Source organism: Pseudomonas sp. UYEF17, assembly GCF_040546125.1.
In the GTDB taxonomy this organism is placed as follows: Bacteria; Pseudomonadota; Gammaproteobacteria; order Pseudomonadales; family Pseudomonadaceae; genus Aquipseudomonas; species Aquipseudomonas putida_Z.
In genome coordinates this window covers 454210-471176 of record NZ_JBEPNE010000002.1, presented here as the reverse complement: position 1 = coordinate 471176, position 16967 = coordinate 454210, and the positions used below count along the sequence as shown (strand labels likewise).

General features: G+C 63.7%; 19 protein-coding genes. 4 read left to right on the top strand and 15 right to left on the bottom strand.

Annotated elements, in window-relative coordinates:
• Positions 1–63: 63 nt before the first annotated feature.
• From thrC to ffh, 10 genes are all read right to left on the bottom strand, one after another.
• The gene (thrC, locus tag ABIB24_RS05010) at positions 64–1473 is read right to left on the bottom strand and encodes a threonine synthase (protein ID WP_010952565.1); all 1410 of its coding nucleotides are present in this window, start codon (positions 1471–1473) and stop codon (positions 64–66) included.
• Positions 1474–1531: 58 nt separating this feature from the next.
• The gene (locus ABIB24_RS05005; protein WP_046616085.1) at positions 1532–2836 is read right to left on the bottom strand and encodes a homoserine dehydrogenase; all 1305 of its coding nucleotides are present in this window, start codon (positions 2834–2836) and stop codon (positions 1532–1534) included.
• A gap of 83 nt (positions 2837–2919) precedes the next feature.
• Positions 2920–3663, bottom strand: a complete 744-nt coding sequence (locus tag ABIB24_RS05000; RefSeq protein ID WP_025337916.1) for a thioredoxin fold domain-containing protein — start codon at positions 3661–3663, stop codon at positions 2920–2922.
• A gap of 152 nt (positions 3664–3815) precedes the next feature.
• On the bottom strand, positions 3816–4712 hold the full coding sequence (xerD, locus tag ABIB24_RS04995; protein WP_046616083.1) for a site-specific tyrosine recombinase XerD: 897 nt from the start codon (positions 4710–4712) through the stop codon (positions 3816–3818).
• A gap of 158 nt (positions 4713–4870) precedes the next feature.
• Positions 4871–5278: an acyl-CoA thioesterase gene (locus ABIB24_RS04990; RefSeq protein ID WP_025337914.1), complete on the bottom strand. Its 408-nt coding sequence runs from the start codon at positions 5276–5278 to the stop codon at positions 4871–4873.
• A 94-nt stretch (positions 5279–5372) separates the two neighbouring features.
• The gene (gene rplS, locus ABIB24_RS04985) at positions 5373–5723 is read right to left on the bottom strand and encodes a 50S ribosomal protein L19 (protein WP_003252148.1); all 351 of its coding nucleotides are present in this window, start codon (positions 5721–5723) and stop codon (positions 5373–5375) included.
• Between the two features lie 42 nt (positions 5724–5765).
• Positions 5766–6518 carry a tRNA (guanosine(37)-N1)-methyltransferase TrmD gene (gene trmD, locus ABIB24_RS04980; protein ID WP_003252146.1) on the bottom strand — a complete coding sequence of 251 codons (753 nt, stop codon included), beginning with the start codon at positions 6516–6518 and terminating at the stop codon, positions 5766–5768.
• A 3-nt stretch (positions 6519–6521) separates the two neighbouring features.
• Positions 6522–7058, bottom strand: a complete 537-nt coding sequence (gene rimM / locus ABIB24_RS04975) for a ribosome maturation factor RimM (protein ID WP_013971190.1) — start codon at positions 7056–7058, stop codon at positions 6522–6524.
• A 5-nt stretch (positions 7059–7063) separates the two neighbouring features.
• Complete coding sequence (gene rpsP / locus ABIB24_RS04970) at positions 7064–7315, bottom strand: 30S ribosomal protein S16 (protein ID WP_003259424.1); 252 nt, start codon at positions 7313–7315, stop codon at positions 7064–7066.
• A 258-nt stretch (positions 7316–7573) separates the two neighbouring features.
• On the bottom strand, positions 7574–8950 hold the full coding sequence (gene ffh, locus ABIB24_RS04965) for a signal recognition particle protein (protein WP_013971189.1): 1377 nt from the start codon (positions 8948–8950) through the stop codon (positions 7574–7576).
• Between the two features lie 324 nt (positions 8951–9274).
• On the opposite strand from ffh, the gene ABIB24_RS04960 reads away from it, so the two are divergent.
• From ABIB24_RS04960 to ABIB24_RS04950, 3 genes are all read left to right on the top strand, one after another.
• Positions 9275–10084: a cytochrome C assembly family protein gene (locus ABIB24_RS04960; RefSeq protein WP_025337912.1), complete on the top strand. Its 810-nt coding sequence runs from the start codon at positions 9275–9277 to the stop codon at positions 10082–10084.
• A 9-nt stretch (positions 10085–10093) separates the two neighbouring features.
• The gene (locus ABIB24_RS04955) at positions 10094–11299 is read left to right on the top strand and encodes a transporter associated domain-containing protein (RefSeq protein ID WP_274079218.1); all 1206 of its coding nucleotides are present in this window, start codon (positions 10094–10096) and stop codon (positions 11297–11299) included.
• 274 nt (positions 11300–11573) lie between these two features.
• Positions 11574–12875 carry an MFS transporter gene (locus tag ABIB24_RS04950; RefSeq protein WP_054573205.1) on the top strand — a complete coding sequence of 434 codons (1302 nt, stop codon included), beginning with the start codon at positions 11574–11576 and terminating at the stop codon, positions 12873–12875.
• Positions 12876–12989: 114 nt separating this feature from the next.
• Here ABIB24_RS04950 and purT read toward each other — a convergent pair whose 3' ends face one another.
• From purT to ABIB24_RS04925, 5 genes are all read right to left on the bottom strand, one after another.
• Complete coding sequence (purT, locus tag ABIB24_RS04945) at positions 12990–14171, bottom strand: formate-dependent phosphoribosylglycinamide formyltransferase (protein WP_025337909.1); 1182 nt, start codon at positions 14169–14171, stop codon at positions 12990–12992.
• Positions 14172–14247: 76 nt separating this feature from the next.
• Complete coding sequence (locus ABIB24_RS04940; protein WP_003252131.1) at positions 14248–14715, bottom strand: 7-cyano-7-deazaguanine/7-aminomethyl-7-deazaguanine transporter; 468 nt, start codon at positions 14713–14715, stop codon at positions 14248–14250.
• A gap of 203 nt (positions 14716–14918) precedes the next feature.
• Positions 14919–15104 carry a DUF1289 domain-containing protein gene (locus tag ABIB24_RS04935; protein WP_274079244.1) on the bottom strand — a complete coding sequence of 62 codons (186 nt, stop codon included), beginning with the start codon at positions 15102–15104 and terminating at the stop codon, positions 14919–14921.
• Position 15105: 1 nt separating this feature from the next.
• On the bottom strand, positions 15106–15630 hold the full coding sequence (locus tag ABIB24_RS04930; protein WP_015269134.1) for a gamma carbonic anhydrase family protein: 525 nt from the start codon (positions 15628–15630) through the stop codon (positions 15106–15108).
• 44 nt (positions 15631–15674) lie between these two features.
• A complete protein-coding gene (locus ABIB24_RS04925; protein ID WP_085691720.1) occupies positions 15675–16274 on the bottom strand; it encodes a CoA pyrophosphatase in 600 nt (199 codons plus the stop codon).
• A 125-nt stretch (positions 16275–16399) separates the two neighbouring features.
• Between ABIB24_RS04925 and ABIB24_RS04920 the strand changes: the two genes are divergently transcribed.
• Positions 16400–16951: an NUDIX hydrolase gene (locus ABIB24_RS04920; RefSeq protein ID WP_274119697.1), complete on the top strand. Its 552-nt coding sequence runs from the start codon at positions 16400–16402 to the stop codon at positions 16949–16951.
• Positions 16952–16967 lie beyond the last annotated feature (16 nt).

The window sequence follows — 16967 nt, the reverse complement described above, 5'->3', positions numbered from 1 at the left end:
TCTCCTGTGGGAGCGGCCTTGTGTCGCGAAAGGGCTGCGTAGCAGCCCCGGAAAGCAACGCCGTTACAGTGGCTTGCCGCGGTTGCCATGCTGGCTGACAAAGCCCTGCACGGCCTTCAGGTCATTGGCCAGCACCGTGCAACGCTCTTCACGGCTGAACAGGTCGCTGAGGTGCGCCGGCAGCTCCAGCGCCTTGCCAACACCGGCCTTCTCCACCGCTTCCGGGAACTTGACCGGGTGCGCGGTACCCAGCACCACCATCGGCGTGTCCAGGCTACGGCGGCACTCGCGGGCGGCCTTGACGCCGATTGCGGTGTGCGGGTCGAGCACTTCGCCGGTAGCGGCGAACACTTCGGCGATGGTTTCGCAGGTCTGCTCGTCGCTTACAGCCAGCGAGTCGAACAGCTTGCGCGCTTCGGTCCAGCGGTCTTGCTCGACACTGAAGCCGCCACCTTGCTTGAAGTTGGCCATCAGTTCGGCAATGGCGCCGCCGTTGCGGCCGTGCAGGTCGAACAGCAGGCGCTCGAAGTTGGACGAGACCATGATGTCCATCGACGGCGACAGGGTCGCGTGCAAGGTTTCCTTGACGTACTGGTTGCCGCTCATGAAGCGGTGCAGGATGTCGTTGCGGTTGGTGGCGACGATCAGCTGGCTGACCGGCAGGCCCATGTTACGTGCCAGGTAGCCGGCGAAGATGTCACCGAAGTTGCCGGTCGGCACCGAGAACGCCACGGAACGCGCCGGGCCACCCAGCTGCAGGGCAGCGTGGAAGTAGTAGACGATCTGGGCCATGATCCGCGCCCAGTTGATCGAGTTGACCGCAACCAGGCGGGTGCCCTTGAGGAACGACTGGTCGGCGAAGCTGGCCTTGACCATTTCCTGGCAGTCGTCGAAGTTGCCTTCGATGGCGATGTTGTGGATGTTGTCGCCGAAGATGGTGGTCATCTGCCGGCGCTGCACTTCCGACACGCGCTGGTGCGGGTGCAGGATGAAGATGTCGACGTTGTCGCAACGGCGGCAACCTTCGATGGCGGCGGAACCGGTGTCACCGCTGGTGGCGCCAATGATCACCACGCGCTCGTTGCGCTTGGCCAGCACGTGGTCCAGCAGGCGGCCGAGCAGTTGCAGGGCGAAGTCCTTGAACGCCAGGGTCGGGCCGTGGAACAGCTCCAGCACCCACTCGTTGCTGTTCAGCTGACGCAGCGGGGCAACCGCGGCGTGGGCGAACTCGCCGTAGGTTTCTTCGAGGATCTTCTTGAAGTCGGCGTCGGCGATGCTGCCTTCGACGAACGGGCGCATCACCCGGAAGGCAAGTTCGTGGTACGGCAGGCCGGCCCACGAGGCGATTTCTTCCTGGGTGAAGCGTGGCAGGTTTTCCGGGACGTACAGACCGCCGTCGCTGGCCAGGCCAGCCAGCAGGACGTCTTCGAAATTGAGGGCCGGAGCCTGGCCGCGGGTACTGATATAGCGCATGGGTGCAAACCTTCGATGCTGGGGCCGGGGCCGCACTGGCGGCCCGCCGGCACTATTGTTAGTTGAGCTGCTCGACGCGAATGCGCACGACCTTGCCGACCACGTCCTGCAGGGCTTCCAGGGCGACGATGGCGTCGTTGATACGCTGCTCGACCACGCGATGGGTCAGCAGGATCATCGGCACCAGGCCGTCCTGTTCCTCGGCTTCCTTCTGCATGATCGACTCGATGTTGATGCCACGCTCCGAGAGGATGCTGGCCACCTGGGCCAGTACGCCCGGGTGATCCTTGGCCTGGATGCGCAGGTAGTAGGCGCTTTCACAGGCCTCGATCGGCAGGATCGGGTGGGCCGACAGCGAATCCGGCTGGAAGGCCAGGTGCGGCACGCGGTTTTCCGGGTCGGAGGTCATGGCACGGACCACATCGACCAGATCGCCGACCACCGACGAAGCGGTAGGCTCCATGCCGGCACCGGCGCCGTAGTACAGGGTGGAACCGGCGGCGTCGCCGTTGACCATGACGGCGTTCATCACGCCGTTGACGTTGGCGATCAGGCGGTCGGCCGGGATCAGCGTCGGGTGTACGCGCAGCTCGATACCTTCGGCAGTGCGGCGAGCCACACCCAGGTGCTTGATGCGGTAGCCCAGGGCCTCGGCATAATTCACGTCAGCAGTGGTCAGCTGGGTGATGCCTTCGGTGTAGGCCTTGTCGAATTGCAGCGGGATGCCGAAAGCGATCGAAGCCAGGATGGTCAGCTTGTGCGCGGCATCGATGCCTTCCACGTCGAAAGTCGGGTCCGCTTCGGCGTAACCCAGCGCCTGGGCTTCGGCCAGCACGTCCGGGAAGGCGCGGCCCTTCTCACGCATTTCGGTGAGGATGAAGTTGCCGGTGCCGTTGATGATGCCGGCCAGCCAGTTGATGTGGTTGGCCGACAGGCCTTCGCGGATGGCCTTGATCACCGGGATGCCACCGGCCACGGCCGCTTCGAAGGCGACGATCACGCCCTTCTCGCGGGCCTTGGCGAAGATTTCATTGCCGTGCACGGCAATCAGCGCCTTGTTGGCGGTGACCACGTGCTTGCCGTTTTCGATGGCCTTGAGCACCAGCTCGCGGGCCACGGTGTAGCCACCGATCAGCTCGATGACAATGTCGATTTCCGGGTTGCTCGCAACTTCGAACACATCAGCGGTAATGGGGGTACCGGTAATCTGGCAGTTCGGGTTCTGCGAGCGCATGGCAATCTGTGCCACTTCAATACCGCGCCCGGCACGGCGGGCGATCTCCTCGGCGTTGCGCTGAAGTACATTGAAGGTTCCGCCACCGACGGTCCCCAACCCACAGATGCCTACTTTGACCGGTTTCACTGTGAACTCCCCATTGAACGGCCGACACCTATGCCGACCGTGAAACATGCCGTCACCCCATGACGACGGCGTACTGAATTGGATTACTTGGCCAGCGCCAGCTTGGCGACCTGCGGTGCCGGCTGGTAGCCCGGAATGACCTGGCCGCTTTCAAGGACGATCGCCGGCGTGCCGTTGACGCCGATCGACTGGCCCAGCTGGAACTGCTTGCTGACCGGGTTGGCGCACTTGGCGGCCTTGATTTCCTCACCCTCGACCATCTTGTCCATCGCCGCACGGCGGTCGCTGGAACACCAGACAGCCTGCAACTGCTGGTCACCCGGCGAACCGAGACCCTGTCGCGGGAAGGCGACATAGCGCACTTCGATACCGCGGCGGTTGAGCTCGGGCACCTCGGCGTGCAGCTTGTGGCAGTACGGGCAGGTGGTGTCGGTGAACACGGTGATGTGCGACTTGGTCTCGCCCTTGGCAGGATAAACCACCATCTCGGCGGCTGGAATGCCGTTGATGAGCTTGGCAATGCCCAGGCGCTCGGTCTTCTCGGTGAGGTTGACCGGCTTGCCGTCCTGGATCTGGAACAGGTAGCCCTGCATCACGAACTGGCCGTCGCCGCTGGCATACAGCACGCGGCCGCCCTGCAGCTTGACTTCATACAGGCCACTGACCGGGCTGCTGGCCACGCTTTCGACGGGCACTTCCAGCTCGAGGTTCTGCAACGACTTACGGATGGCCTGCTCGGCAGTGGCATTGCTGTCGGTTGCCGCAGCAACGGCAAAGGTACTGGCCAGCGCCAACGCGGCGGCGGCGAAAAACTGGGTCACGCGCATGGGAACTCCTGAAGGCGGACAGGGGCCGGAGGGCGCCACCTGCGGAAATACGCGGTGACCGTGCGGCCCTTGGTGCAAACCGCCCAAGCCTACCACATCACACCGCCGGTGAAGGGCCTTGCAAGGACCGGTCGGCGGAACATGAAAAACATTCATCCACGCGGGTGGTGCTGGGCGTGCAATTGCTGCAGGCGGGCCTTGGCGACATGGGTGTAGATCTGCGTGGTCGACAGGTCACTGTGGCCCAGCAGCATCTGCACCACGCGCAGGTCGGCGCCATGGTTGAGCAGATGAGTAGCGAAGGCATGGCGCAGGGTGTGCGGCGACAGCGGTTTGTCGATGCCGGCGACCCGGGCATGGTGCTTGATGCGATGCCAGAAGGTCTGGCGGGTCATCTGCTCGCCACGCTGGCTGGGGAACAAGACATCGCTGGGGCGGCCATTGAGCAGTTCGGCGCGGCCATCGCGCAGGTAGCGTTGCAGCCACACCACCGCCTCTTCGCCCATGGGCACCAGGCGCTCCTTGCTGCCCTTGCCCATCACCCGCAGCACGCCCTGGCGCAGGTTGACCTGGTCGAGGGCCAGGCTGACCAGCTCGGTGACCCGCAGGCCGCAGGCGTAAAGCACTTCGAGCATGGCGCGGTCACGCTGGCCGATGGCTTCGCCCAGGTCCGGGGCCTGCAGCAAGGCTTCGACGTCGGCTTCAGACAACGACTTGGGCAGCGGCTTGCCCAGTTGCGGCATGTCCACTTGCAGGGTCGGGTCGATGGCCACCAGCTTTTCCCGCAGCAGGTAGCGGAAGAAGCCGCGCAGGCCGGACAGGAAGCGTGCGGTGGAGCGTGGCTTGTAGCCCTGGTCGAGGCGCCAGGCCAGGTGGTCGAGAATCAGGTCGCGGCCGGCGTCGGGCAAGCTGACGCCGTGTTCCTGCAGCCAGCCGTTGAACAGAGCCAGGTCGCTGCGGTAGGACATGCGGGTGTTGTCGGACAGGCCCTTTTCAAGCCACAGGGCGTCGAGGAACTGGTCGATCAGGGGGTGGTCTAGGGCGGGCATTCGGGGCTGCTGGGTGTTGGAGGTGCGGCTAGTGTTTCACAGCAGCTTGGGGGTTGTCTGTACCGGCCTCTTCGCGGGCACGCCCGCTCCCACAGGACCTTCACAGTGCAGTACCTGTAGGAGCGGGCGCGCCCGCGAAAAGGCCGGTACAGGAGAACTCAGGCCTGGGGCAAGACTGGCACCGGCCGCTTGTCCTCGTCGATGGCGACGAAGCTGAACACCCCATGAATCGCTCGCTCGCGCCCGTCCAGGTACATGTTCTCGACGAACACATCCACCTGCACCTGCAAGCTGGTATTACCCACCTTGATGACCGACCCCACCAACTCGACGATCGAGCCCGCCGGGATCGGGTGCTTGAAGTCGATGCGGTCAGTGGACACAGTCACCAGCGGCAGGCGGCAGAAGCGCGTGGCGGCGATGAACGACACTTCGTCCATCCAGGCCAGGGCGGTTCCGCCGAACAGGGTGTTGTGGTGGTTGGTGGTATTGGGGAACACCGCCTTGGTCACGCGGGTCACCGACAGCTCGGTGCGGCGCAGGATTTCCTGGTCTCGGGTAGTCATGGCAATCACATCTTCGGGGGGTCAAAACGCAAAAAAGCAGCCCGAAGGCTGCTTTTTTCTCGCTAGGCGGCCTTGGCCACCGGGCAAACTGCACTCAGGACAGTTTTTCCTTGATGCGAGCGGCTTTGCCGGACAGGTCGCGCAGGTAGTACAGCTTGGCTTTACGCACGTCACCACGACGTTTCACGGCCAGGCTGTCGATTTGCGGGCTGTAGGTCTGGAAGGTACGCTCTACACCAACGCCGCTGGAGATCTTGCGCACGGTGAAGGCGCTGTTCAGACCGCGGTTACGCTTGGCGATAACGACGCCTTCGAACGCCTGCAGACGGGAACGCTCACCTTCCTTCACTTTAACCTGAACGACAACAGTGTCGCCTGGTGCGAAGGTCGGGATTTCCTTGCTCATCTGCTCGGCTTCGAGCTGCTGGATGATCTTGTTGGTCATGCTGTGCTCCTAAGATGGATACGTGATCCACCATCGATACGTTTAACTATCGTCCCGCTCGCGGAGATATTCCTCGAGCAGCTTCTTCTCTTCTCCAGAAAGCGAGCGACTTTCCAGAAGATCGGCGCGTCGTTCGAAGGTCCTACCAAGGGACTGCTTCATTCTCCAACGCCGGATGTGTGCATGGTTGCCACTTAGCAACACGTCGGGAACACGCTGATCCGCATACACCTCAGGCCGGGTGTAGTGCGGGCAATCGAGCAGACCGTCGGTGAAGGAATCTTCTTCCGCCGAGTCCACATGCCCTAAAGCTCCGGGCAGCAGCCGTGTAACCGCATCGATCAGTACCATGGCCGGCAGCTCGCCACCGGAAAGCACATAGTCGCCAATCGACCACTCCTCATCGACATGAGCCTCGATAAAGCGCTCGTCGATGCCTTCATAACGACCGGCGATCAGGATCAACGATTCCTGTTCGGCCAGGCCCTTGACCGCCTGCTGAGTCAGCTTGCGGCCTTGTGGCGAAAGGTAGATCACCTTCGCCGCTGCTCCGGTCGCTTGCCTGGCACTAACCAGGGCGTCTTCCAGAGGCTTGATTTTCATCACCATGCCCGGACCACCGCCAAACGGCCGATCATCCACCGTGTGGTGACGATCTGTGGTGTAGTCCCGCGGGTTCCAGCAAGTCACCTGAAGCAACCCCTGTTTCACCGCGCGGCTGGTAATGCCGTACTCCGTGATGGCCGAGAACATCTCGGGGAACAACGTGATGACGTCTACGCGAAGGTTACCCATCGTTTAGAAGTCCGCGTCCCATTCAACCCGCATCACGCCTGCTTCCAGGTCGACGTCGAGCACGCATTGCGCCGTATAGGGCAACAGACGCTCGCGATCATCCAGGCTGCCTGCGCAGGGCTTGACCACCATTACATCGTTCGCACCGGTCTCCAACAGGTGATCGACCTTGCCGAACAGTTGTTCGTCCTGGTTGATGACCTTCAGGCCCACCAACTGGTACCAGTAGTACTCGTCAGCAGCCAGGTTGGGCAAAAGGCTCCGCGGAATGCAGATTTCGTAACCGCTCAGAAGACGTGCTTCATCACGATCATCGAGGCCTTTCAGCTTCACGACCAGGCCCTTCTGGGAGCCACGACCGTTGACCAGCTCGACCTGCTTTACCTTGCCTTCGTGCCGAAGCGTCCAGCGCGGATAATCCAACAGGTTTTCAATCGGATCGGTAAAGGAATACACCTTCACCTCGCCGCGAACGCCGTGAACCGAAAAAATCTTGCCAACGACGATGAGGTCGTCAGCCTTTTCTGGCGTCGCGTTCATACTACTCAGGCAGCAGCCTTGGCAGCGTCCTTCAGCAGCTGAGCAACGCGCTCAGACGGCTGTGCACCCTGGCTCAGCCAGTAGTTGACGCGCTCTTGGTTGACCGACAGCTTGACTTCGGCGCCAGCAGCGATCGGGTTGAAGAAACCTACGCGCTCAACGAAACGGCCGTCACGGGCGTTACGCGAGTTGGTCACGGTCAGGTGGTAGAATGGGCGCTTTTTCGAGCCGCCACGGGCCAGACGAATGGTTACCATGTGAACATCGTTCCTATAGTCGGTGCTGCAGTTGATACAGCAGCTGGTACTGCAAATCTGAATGCCAAATAGGCACACGGGTGCCCAAAAGGCCGCATATTCTCGGGGAATACACGGACATTTGCAAATGACTTTTTCGGCAAGGCCCTGCCCTGCCGTCCAGATCTGCCGGTTGAGCCGCGAAATCCGCGGCCATTGCCCCGCTACAGCGGGGGTTCTGGGCACCTGCCGGACAAACGGCAGGCCCCCGGATAGGGGTTACAGCTTCGGCATGCCGCCGCCCGGCAGCATCCCGCCCAGGCCGCGCATCATCTTGGCCATGCCGCCCTTGGCGGAGAATTTCTTCATCATCTTCTGCATTTGCTTGTGCTGCTTGATCAGGCGGCCGACGTCCTGCACCTGGGTACCGGAACCGATGGCGATACGGCGCTTGCGCGAGCCGCTGATCAGCTCCGGATCACGGCGCTCGGCCGGGGTCATGGAGTTGATGATCGCTTCCATCTGCTTGAACTGCTTCTCGGCGGCACCCTGGGCGTTGCCCATCTGCGACAGGTTGACCCCGCCGATGCTCGGCAGCTTGTCCATCAGGCCGCCGAGGCCGCCCATGTTCTTCATCTGCTGCAGCTGGTCGCGGAAGTCTTCGAGGTCGAAGCCCTTGCCCTTCTTCAGCTTCTTGGCCAGCTTGTCGGCCTTGGCCTTGTCGATGTTCTGCTCGGCCTGCTCGATCAGGCTGAGCACATCACCCATGCCGAGGATGCGCGAGGCGACGCGGTCGGGGTGGAACGGTTCGAGGGCTTCGGTCTTCTCGCCCATACCGATGAACTTGATCGGCTTGCCGGTGATGGCACGCACCGACAGCGCGGCACCGCCACGGGCGTCACCGTCGACCTTGGTCAGCACCACGCCGGTCAGCGGCAGCGCCTCGCCAAAGGCCTTGGCGGTGTTGGCGGCGTCCTGGCCGGTCATGGCGTCGACCACGAACAGGGTCTCGATCGGCTTGACCGCGGCATGCAGCGCCTTGATCTCGTCCATCATGTCGGCGTCGATGTGCAGACGGCCGGCGGTGTCGACGATGACCACGTCGATGAACTTCAGCTTGGCTTCGCGGATGGCCGCTTCGGCGATGGCCACCGGCTTCTGGCTGATGTCGGACGGGAAGAAGGTGACGCCGATGTCGTTGGCCAGGGTTTCCAGCTGCTTGATCGCTGCCGGGCGGTAGACGTCGGCGGACACCACCATCACGCTCTTTTTCTTGCGCTCCTTGAGGAAGCGCGCCAGCTTGCCGGCGGTGGTGGTCTTACCGGCGCCCTGCAGGCCGGCCATCAGCACCACGGCGGGCGGGGCGGCGTTCAGCGCGAGGTCTTCGTTGGCCGCGCCCATCAGGCTTTCCAGCTCGGCCTGGACGATCTTCACGAACGCCTGGCCCGGGGTCAGGCTGCGCGACACTTCGGTGCCGACTGCACGGTCCTTGACGCTGTTGACGAAATCCTTGACCACCGGCAGGGCAACGTCGGCCTCGAGCAGGGCCATGCGCACTTCGCGCAGCGTGTCCTTGATGTTGTCTTCGGTCAGCTTGGCCTTGCCGGTGACATGGCGCAGCGTCTGTGACAGGCGGTCGGTCAGGTTTTCGAACATGGTGATCCTTTCAGGCCCAGTAAAAGCCGAGGTTTGTCAGGCGCCCAGGGGGGAATGCATACCCGCCGGGCACAGCAAGGCGGCGATTATAGCGAAGTGCGGCGGCGGCGCACACCTTGCTGGCGGCCTGGTAGATATTCGGTGGCTGTGCCGGCCTCTTCGCGGGCAAGCCCGCTCCCACAGGTACACCACCACCCTGAAGAGCGGCGCGATCCCTGTGGGAGCGGGCGTGCCCGCGAATGCCCCGACACAAGCGTGCAGTCTTCCTAGAGCGGCGCGATCTATGCCAAACTCCGTCTCTTTAAGGCTCGCCAACCAGGACTTATGTTCTCCTCACCCAGCCTCATCCCCAACCTGATCGCCGCCGGCCTATATATAGCTGCGGCAATCTACCAGGGCTCTTACCTTGCCCAGAACCGCAAGGCCGACAAGCGCCTGCTTGCCCTGCTGGGTGCCTTCGCGGTACTCGCCCAGGCCGGTGCACTGTTCTTCCAGCTGATCACCCCGCTGGGCCTGAGCCTGGACTTCTTCAGTGCCGCCAGCCTGATCGCCGTGGCGGTCATCGCCCTGACTCTGCTGGCCTGCTTGCGCATACCCGTGGAAAACCTGCTGGTGCTGCTGTTCCCGCTGGGCGCAGTGACCGCGCTGCTGGCCCAGTTCGCGCCACCCGGCACAGTGCCGCTGGTCAACGAAGAGCCGGGCATCCTCGCGCATATCCTGCTGTCGATCCTGGCCTACGGGCTGTTCACCATCGCGGTGTTCCAGGCACTGCTGTTGCTGCTGCAGGACCGCCAGCTGAAGAACAAGCACCCGTCCGGGCTGATCCGCAACTTCCCGCCGCTGCAAACCATGGAAAGCCTGCTGTTCGGCTTCCTCTGGGCCGGCTGGTGCCTGCTGTCGCTGTCGCTGATCTCCGGCTGGCTGTTCCTCGACAACCTGTTCGCCCAGCACCTGGCACACAAGACCCTGCTGGCCTGTGTCGCCTGGGTGGTGTTCAGCGTGCTGCTGTGGGGCCGCACCCGCCTGGGCTGGCGTGGCCACAAGGCCATCCGCTGGACGCTGGCCGGTTTCTGCCTGCTGATGCTGGCCTATTTCGGCAGCAAGCTGGTTCGCGAATTCATCCTGCATATCTGACGGCCGCCCATGGATACCCTGCCGTACGCACCGCTATTCGGCACCCTGGCACTGGCGCTGTTGTGGTCGGCGCTGTTCACCGCGGTGGATGCCGCCCGCCTGCAACTCAATGGCGCGCTGCGCACCGGCGAGGATGGCCAGCCCGTGCTGCCGGCCCAGGCCCTGGTGCTGTGCGCCAGCCTGGGCAAGCTGCTGGTGCTGGGCCTGGCCTGCCTGGTTGGCCAGCGCCATAGCGGCGAGCACGGCTTCTGGCTGGCCGGGTTGGCCGCCACCCTCGTCCTGCTGGTGTTTGCCGAATACCTGCCGCGGCGCCTGGCCCGGCGCAACCCGCAGGCGTTCGTCAGCCTCGGCACCAGCCTGCTGAAAGCACCCCTCGCCCTGTTGCAACCGCTGGCCTACCTGCTGGATGGCATTGCCAAACTGATCCTGCGTCCGTTCCGCGTGCAACCCACGGCCGTGGCCCTGCACCCGCAGGAAGCCGACGAGTTCGACGAGGATGAGGAACACGAAGCACCGCGCCACGGCCTGCTCGACGGCTTGCAGTCACTGGACAAGATGACCGTCAACGACATCCTGGTACCGCGCAACGAAGTGGACGGCATCAGCCTCGACGAGCCGATCGAGCGCATCATCGAGCAACTGATCGTCAGCCGCCACACCCGCCTGCCGGTGTACCACAGCGACATCAACCAGGTTGAAGCAATCCTCAATACCAAGCTGATCAGCCACCTGCTGCCCAAGGCCGAGCTGACCTTGGAGATGCTGCTCGGCGCCTGCTACGAGCCCTATTTCGTGCCCGAGAGCACGCCCCTGCAAATGCAGCTGCTGAACTTCCACAAACAGCAGCGCCGCATGGGCGTGGTGGTGGACGAGTACGGCGAAGTGCTGGGGATCGTCACCCTGGAAGACATCCTCGAGGAGATCGTTGGCGAGTTCGAGGATGAACACAGCCTGGACAACCCTCACGTGCACCCGCAGCCCGATGGCACCTTTGTCATAGACGGCACCGCTTCGCTGCGCGAGATCAACCGCAGCCTGGGCTGGCACCTGCCCTGCGACGGCGGGCCGAAAACCCTCAACGGGCTGGTCACCGAAGCGCTGGAAAGCATCCCGGAAAGCGCCGTTTGCCTGAAGATCGGCCGCTATCGCCTGGAAATCCTCGAAACAGAGGACAATTGTGCCAGCAAGGTACTGGTGTGGACCGTGACCCGATAGCTATACTCGGGTCACGCTTACCCAGCCCCGCCGTCCCGCCTGCTACCCGCACCCGGCGCTCCACGGCCAGTCCGCTCCACTGACACGCCCTGCGGTCCTGCTTCAACACCCCGAACAGTGCCCGCCCCCGCCCCTATCCCCCTTGGGCTATCGTCAGTCGGGCGCACACAACAACAAAACGCTCCGGCGCCCGCGCCACCGTGCCTGCCTTTTGCATTGCACGCCGCGGGGCTTATCCCAATGGAGCCGGACCAGACTGTCAGGGACCTATTCAATGACAACCAGCAGCACCTATGCCGAAGCGCCTGCCGCACCGGTCAACTCGCCCGCGCGGGTAGCCACCGCCAGCTTCATCGGCACCGCCATCGAGTTCTACGATTTCTACGTCTATGCCACTGCCGCCGCCCTGGTGATCGGCCCGGTGTTCTTCCCGTCCGGGTCAGGCACCGCGCAGATGCTGGCGGCCTTCCTCACCTTCGGTATCGCCTTCCTGGCGCGCCCGCTGGGCTCGGCACTGTTCGGCCACTTTGGCGACCGTATCGGCCGCAAGTCGACCCTGGTCGCCTCGCTGCTGCTGATGGGCGTGTCCACCACGGCCATCGGCGTGCTGCCAGGCTACGACAGCATTGGTGTATGGGCGCCGATCATCCTCTGCCTGTTGCGCTTTGGCCAAGGCCTGGGCCTGGGTGGCGAATGGGGTGGCGCGGCCTTGCTGGCCACCGAGAACGCGCCGGAAGGCAAGCGCGCCTGGTTCGGCATGTTCCCGCAGCTGGGTCCGTCGATCGGCTTTTTGGCCGCCAACGGCCTGTTCCTGACCCTGGCCCTGGTACTCAGCGACGAGCAGTTCCGCGAGTGGGGCTGGCGCATTCCGTTCCTGCTCAGCGCCGCGCTGGTACTGGTGGGCCTGTATGTGCGCCTGAAGCTTGAAGAAAGCCCGGTGTTCGCCAAGGCCGTCGCCCGCCACGAGCGAGTGAAAATGCCGGTGGTCGACCTGTTTTCCAGATACTGGCTGCCGACCCTGCTGGGCGCAGCGGCGATGGTGGTGTGCTACGCGCTGTTCTACATCTCCACCGTGTTCTCGCTGAGCTATGGCGTGACCACGCTGGGCTACAGCCGCGAGACGTTCCTTGGCCTGTTGTGCTTCGCGGTGGTGTTCATGGCCCTGGCCACACCACTGTCGGCCTGGCTCAGCGACCGCTACGGGCGCAAACCGGTGCTGATCGTCGGCGGCCTGCTGGCAGTGGCCTCGGGCTTTACCATGGAGCCGCTGCTGACTTCGGGGTCGACCGCAGGTGTGGCGCTGTTCCTGGCCATCGAACTGTTCCTGATGGGCGTGACCTTTGCGCCGATGGGGGCACTGCTGCCTGAACTGTTCCCGACCCACGTGCGTTATACCGGCGCTTCGGCGGCGTATAACCTGGGCGGCATCGTCGGCGCATCGGCGGCACCGTTCTTTGCCCAGAAGCTGGTGAGCATGGGTGGGTTGAGCTGGGTGGGGGGTTATGTGTCGGTGGCGGCGGTGATCAGCTTGATTGCCGTGCTGTGCCTGAAAGAGACCCGCAATACGCAGCTGTAAGTAATTGGGGCCGCGTTGCGGCCCTTCGCGGGCACGCCCGCTCCCACAGGGGTAGCGCCGAAACCTGTGGGAGCGGGCGTGCCCGCGAAGGGCTGCAACGCAGCCCCAATCGGATCAGAACTCGACCTTGACCGCCTGCGAAGCACGGGTCGCCTTGGCACGCGCCGCTTCGACCGACTCGTCACGCGCCAGGCACACGCCCATGCGGCGGGTACCGTTGATTTCCGGCTTGCCGAACAGGCGAATGGCGGTATCCGGCTCGCTCAGCGCCGCGCCCAGGTTGGCAAAGCTGGTCTGCTGCGACTGCCCCTCGGGCAAGATCACCGCCGAAGCCGAAGGGCCGAACTGGCGCACTACCGGAATCGGCAGGCCAAGAATGGCCCGGGCATGCAGGGCAAACTGCGACAGGTCCTGGGAAATCAGGGTCACCAGGCCGGTGTCATGCGGGCGTGGCGAGACTTCGCTGAACCACACCTGGTCGCCCTTCACGAACAGTTCCACGCCAAACAGGCCACGACCGCCCAGGGCATCGGTGACTGCCTTGGCCACCCGCTGCGACTCGGCCAGCGCCTTCGGGCTCATGGCCTGCGGCTGCCACGATTCCTGGTAGTCGCCCTTCTCCTGGCGGTGGCCGACTGGCTCGAGGAAGGTGGTGCCGCCAACGTGGCGCACGGTCAGCAGGGTGATTTCGTATTCGAAGTCGATGAAGCCCTCGACGATGACCCGGCCTTTGCCGGCGCGGCCGCCTTCCTGGGCGTAGTCCCACGACTTCTGCAGGTCGGCATCGCTGCGCAGCAGGCTCTGGCCCTTGCCCGACGAGCTCATCACCGGTTTGACCACGCATGGGTAGCCAACATCGGCCACGGCCTTGGCGTAGTCTTCGTAGGTGTCGGCGAAATGGTACGGCGAGGTTGGCAGGTCCAGTTCTTCGGCGGCCAGGCGGCGGATGCCTTCACGGTTCATGGTGAGCTGGGTGGCGCGGGCGGTCGGCACCACGTTGAAGCCTTCGTTTTCCAGCTCGACCAAGGTGGCGGTGGCGATGGCTTCGATTTCAGGGACGATGTAGTGCGGCTTCTCGGCCTCGATCACCGCGCGCAGGGCCACGCCATCGAGCATGTTGACCACGTGGCTGCGGTGCGCCACCTGCATTGCCGGGGCATTGGCGTAGCGATCGACGGCGATCACTTCGACGCCCAGGCGCTGCAGCTCGATCACCACTTCCTTGCCCAGCTCGCCACAGCCGCAGAGCAGTACACGGGTCGCGGTGGGCGACAAGGGGGTTCCGATACGGGTCATTTCAGGTCCTCGAAGGCGTCCGGGGCCGCACCAGGCTTGGCGCCGCCCGCTGAAAAAGGACCGCTATTCTACACCATCAACCCGCCACGGCGGCCCGCCGGGCGCGAAATGCCATGGCCAGCCACACGGCGGTGACACCGGCGAATTTCGAGGCCATGGCGGTGCCAATCACGGCTGGGGTCAGGGCGCCGATCATGCCGAAGAAGATGAAGGTGTCCACCGGGATGCTCAGCGCCGAACTCAGCCACAAGCGGTCGCGCAGCGGCCGGCGGGTGATGCTGAACACCAGCCAGTCGATCAGTTCGGAAATGAAGAACGCGGTGGCGCTGGCCAGGGCGATGGCCGGCTCCGAAGTGACATAGGACAGCACCAGTGCTGCCAGCATGGCGACCAGGGCGCCATGGCCGAAGCGGGTCTGCACCATGTCGCGCAGGATGAACACCAGGCCGCCCCACGCGGACCAGATGATGTCCAGGTGTGGCGCGCTGGAGAAGGCGTAGTTGATCAGCACTACGCTGCTGATGTAGGCAATCAGATAGAACATGGCGGGTAGTCTGTGGGCAAGCCGCACAGATTACCGCTGGCTGGTTCGCGGGTAAACCCGCGCCCGCAGGTACAGTATCAGGTTCGAGGGCTGCGCAGTTCCTGTGGGAGCGGGCATGCCCGCGAACACCGGCAAAGCCGGTGCCATGCACCGCGGTGTCTGTTTCGCGGGCACGCCCGCTCCCACAGGGTTCGTGTCGGTCCTTAAAGAATGAGCCCCGCAGCCACTGCCCTTTCATGGCAACGCCTGAGCACCGCCCGGCGCTCGTCGTTGTCCATCCGCCCCCAGCGGCCGATCTCGGCCACGGTTCGCTGGCAACCTGTGCAGATATCCTGCTCGTCCAGCGCACAGATACTCACGCACGGCGAGGCCACCGGCCGCTCCACCACATCACTCATCGTCAACCACCAACTCCCGTGCATAACGCTGGGCATTGTGCACGTAATGCGCGGCACTGGCTTCGAGCATGCGCTTCTGCTGTTCGGTCAGCTCGCGCACCACCTTGCCCGGCGAGCCCATCACCAGCGAACCGTCAGGGATCTCCTTGCCCTCTGCAATCAGCGCATTGGCGCCGATGATGCAATGCTTGCCGATGCGCGCTCCATTGAGGATCACTGCATTGATACCTACCAGGCTGTAGTCGCCCACCGTGCAACCATGCAGCATGGCGTTGTGGCCAACGGTCACGCCCTTGCCCAAGGTCAGCGGCGAGCCCATGTCGGTGTGCATCACCGTGCCATCCTGCACATTGCTGCCCTCGCCAATGTCGATCAGCTCGTTGTCCCCGCGCAGCACCGCGCCAAACCACACGCTGGCATCGGCCTGCAGGCGCACCTTGCCGATCAGCGTGGCGTTGGGTGCGGCCCAACTGGTAGGGTGGCTCTCGACCCGCAGGTCGCCCAGGCGGTATTTCATGCTTGCTCCTCAGGCTGCAACGCAGACGACGGGGTTGGCCCCGCTCAGTTTTCGATGTAACGCTCCGGGGGCTGGTGCAGGCTGATGCCGGCATCGAACAGCAGGTTGACCAGTTCGACGATCATGATCGCCGACAACCCCCAGATCTTGTATTCGCCATAGCGATAGCTGGGCACATACCAGCTGCGCCCCTGGTAATCGATACGGTGGGTATGGTCGCGCGGGTCCTGGCGGAAGAATTCCAGGGGCACGGTGAATACTGCCGCGATCTCGGCATCATTGGCACGGTATTCGACAAAATCGGGGATGATCCCGACGAATGGCGTCACTTTCAGGCCGTGCAGCGAAATAAGCGGGCTGAGTGGGCCGATCACTTCCACAAGGCCTGGCGGCAGGCCGATTTCTTCTTCGGCTTCACGCAGCGCGGTGAACACCAGGTCCGGGTCTTCCGGGTCGCGGCGGCCACCGGGAAAGGCCACTTCGCCGCCGTGGGTGGACAGGCCCTTGGCGCGCAGGGTCAGGACCAGTTCGGGCGCTTCGCTGCGGGTAATGGGCAAGAGGACCGCCGCTTCGGGGAACCGCCGGTCGGTTTCCAGTGATGCGGGTTGGTGGTTGCTCATTCGGCGAAGTAGCTCGTCCAGCATTGCGCACGCTCGTATCCAAGGCCTGCCTTGCATGATGCACCAAAGGCGCGAAGCACCCAAGCCCCGTGCGCTTGCGGCAGCACGGCCGGCGCGCCAAGATAGCCCAGAGCAAAAAGGAACGACACATGAAATTCTGCAGCGCGTGCGGCCAGCCGGTCACTCAGCGGATCCCCGATGGCGACAGCCGCCTGCGGTATGTCTGCGAGTCTTGTCAGACCATCCATTACCAGAACCCCAACATCGTAGCCGGCGTGTTGCCGACCTGGGGCAGCCAGGTGCTGCTGTGCCGGCGCGCCATTGAGCCACGCCGCGGTTTCTGGACCTTGCCTGCCGGTTTCATGGAAAACGGCGAAACCCTGGACCAGGCCGCCCGTCGCGAAACCGTCGAGGAGGCCTGCGCCCAGGTCGGCAGCATGAACCTGTACCAGCTGTTCGACCTGCCACACATCAACCAGGTGCACGTGTTCTTCCGCGCCGAGCTGGCGGACCTTGATTTCGCGGTCGGTGTCGAAAGCCTGGAGGTGCGACTGTTCGAGGAACATGAGATACCGTGGGGCGAGCTGGCTTTCCGCACCGTCACTCGCACACTAGAATGCTACTATCGCGATCGCATCGGGCAGCACTACCCCATAGGCCATGAATACCTGCCGCCGATGAACGTCTCGCCCACCACCTAGAAGCCTTCAGGGATAC

Bases quoted from the DNA above. Each gene is read 5' to 3' on its own strand.
- ABIB24_RS04955 (WP_274079218.1), top strand. From the start codon at position 10,094: ATGGATACCCTGCCGTACGCACCGCTATTCGGCACCCTGGCACTGGCG.
- ABIB24_RS04925 (WP_085691720.1), bottom strand. From the start codon at position 16,274: ATGCTGGACGAGCTACTTCGCCGAATGAGCAACCACCAACCCGCATCA.
- thrC (WP_010952565.1), bottom strand. From the start codon at position 1,473: ATGCGCTATATCAGTACCCGCGGCCAGGCTCCGGCCCTCAATTTCGAA.
- rpsP (WP_003259424.1), bottom strand. From the start codon at position 7,315: ATGGTAACCATTCGTCTGGCCCGTGGCGGCTCGAAAAAGCGCCCATTC.
- ABIB24_RS04950 (WP_054573205.1), top strand. From the start codon at position 11,574: ATGACAACCAGCAGCACCTATGCCGAAGCGCCTGCCGCACCGGTCAAC.
- ABIB24_RS04920 (WP_274119697.1), top strand. From the start codon at position 16,400: ATGAAATTCTGCAGCGCGTGCGGCCAGCCGGTCACTCAGCGGATCCCC.
- ffh (WP_013971189.1), bottom strand. From the start codon at position 8,950: ATGTTCGAAAACCTGACCGACCGCCTGTCACAGACGCTGCGCCATGTC.
- purT (WP_025337909.1), bottom strand. From the start codon at position 14,171: ATGACCCGTATCGGAACCCCCTTGTCGCCCACCGCGACCCGTGTACTG.
- ABIB24_RS05000 (WP_025337916.1), bottom strand. From the start codon at position 3,663: ATGCGCGTGACCCAGTTTTTCGCCGCCGCCGCGTTGGCGCTGGCCAGT.
- ABIB24_RS04960 (WP_025337912.1), top strand. From the start codon at position 9,275: ATGTTCTCCTCACCCAGCCTCATCCCCAACCTGATCGCCGCCGGCCTA.
- ABIB24_RS04930 (WP_015269134.1), bottom strand. From the start codon at position 15,630: ATGAAATACCGCCTGGGCGACCTGCGGGTCGAGAGCCACCCTACCAGT.
- ABIB24_RS04990 (WP_025337914.1), bottom strand. From the start codon at position 5,278: ATGACTACCCGAGACCAGGAAATCCTGCGCCGCACCGAGCTGTCGGTG.
- trmD (WP_003252146.1), bottom strand. From the start codon at position 6,518: ATGGGTAACCTTCGCGTAGACGTCATCACGTTGTTCCCCGAGATGTTC.
- xerD (WP_046616083.1), bottom strand. From the start codon at position 4,712: ATGCCCGCCCTAGACCACCCCCTGATCGACCAGTTCCTCGACGCCCTG.
- ABIB24_RS04940 (WP_003252131.1), bottom strand. From the start codon at position 14,715: ATGTTCTATCTGATTGCCTACATCAGCAGCGTAGTGCTGATCAACTAC.
- rplS (WP_003252148.1), bottom strand. From the start codon at position 5,723: ATGACCAACAAGATCATCCAGCAGCTCGAAGCCGAGCAGATGAGCAAG.
- rimM (WP_013971190.1), bottom strand. From the start codon at position 7,058: ATGAACGCGACGCCAGAAAAGGCTGACGACCTCATCGTCGTTGGCAAG.